The following is an 874-nucleotide window of genomic DNA, read 5'->3' on the forward strand; positions in this document are numbered from 1 at the left end:
AGGCTCGCTCCCACAGGTTTCATATACATCCAGGAATTCTGTGAGAACCCAAATGAAAAAACGACAACCTGCGCGCCGACCGTGACGACCTGGATGACTTCATCCCCCGCGCCCCGGCCAGACGCGAAAAAAGCCTGGTGCTGCAAGTCGCCGCCGGGGTGTTTCTCGGCGGTCTCGCCCTGTGGCTGGTGCAACTGGCGGCCACCGCGGCGTACGCCAGATTACTGCTCGGAACGATTACCTTCGGCAGTTTAGCCAGTTCGCTCGCGCGCTGACTCGCGGCATCGTCATACACGACGTACAGCGATTCGGCGATCTGGCTTTTGATCGCCTTGGTGCTTTCCAGGCCGAGCACGAAACCTTCGGCTTTGCCGCCAGCGCGATTGAGTTCCTCAGCTGTACCGGCCTGAGTGATTGCGTCGAAGAGTTTCTCGGCGTGGGGGCCAACGCCCTTGGGCAGACTGATTTGCGCGATGCTCATGCGAGCACCTCGTTGTTGCGGATTGCAGGCTTCATGGCGCGTACCTTTTCGGCGAATGGCCGGCAGCGCGTGTGACCACTTCCGGGGCCCCATGGTAGACCGCCGATGGTTTTCTGGTAACCGCCAATCACTGACAAATCACCGTCCGTCCTGCCTACACCTGAAAATTTACATCCATTGCTTGACTTCTCTTTTTGAATCAGTAACATACGCACCAATTCCGCAATAGCTCAGTTGGTAGAGCAAATGACTGTTAATCATTGGGTCCCTGGTTCGAGTCCAGGTTGTGGAGCCAAATAGCAAAGCCCCTGAATTGAAAGATTCAGGGGCTTTTTTGTGGGCGCTCGAAAAGTCAAAAGATCGCAGCCTGCGGTGCTCCTGCATGTGGAATGC

At 56.4% G+C, this 874-nt stretch carries 1 protein-coding gene, 1 tRNA gene and 1 pseudogene; 2 read left to right on the forward strand and 1 reads right to left on the reverse strand.

Going from position 1 to position 874, the window contains the following annotated elements; translation table 11 throughout:
• Positions 1-68: 68 nt before the first annotated feature.
• A complete protein-coding gene (locus HT737_RS17710) occupies positions 69-275 on the forward strand; it encodes a hypothetical protein (RefSeq protein ID WP_182403470.1) in 207 nt (68 codons plus the stop codon).
• Here the strand turns inward: HT737_RS17710 and HT737_RS17715 are convergent.
• Positions 254-481 (reverse strand): annotated as a pseudogene (locus HT737_RS17715) (hypothetical protein); the annotation flags it as partial. The gene HT737_RS17710 and the pseudogene HT737_RS17715 sit on opposite strands and share 22 nt — an antisense overlap.
• 219 nt (positions 482-700) lie before the next feature.
• Here HT737_RS17715 and HT737_RS17720 point away from each other — a divergent pair.
• Positions 701-776, forward strand: a tRNA-Asn gene (locus tag HT737_RS17720).
• Positions 777-874 lie beyond the last annotated feature (98 nt).

This window comes from Pseudomonas sp. MD195_PC81_125, assembly GCF_014060985.1.
In the GTDB taxonomy this organism is placed as follows: domain Bacteria; phylum Pseudomonadota; class Gammaproteobacteria; order Pseudomonadales; family Pseudomonadaceae; genus Aquipseudomonas; species Aquipseudomonas parakoreensis.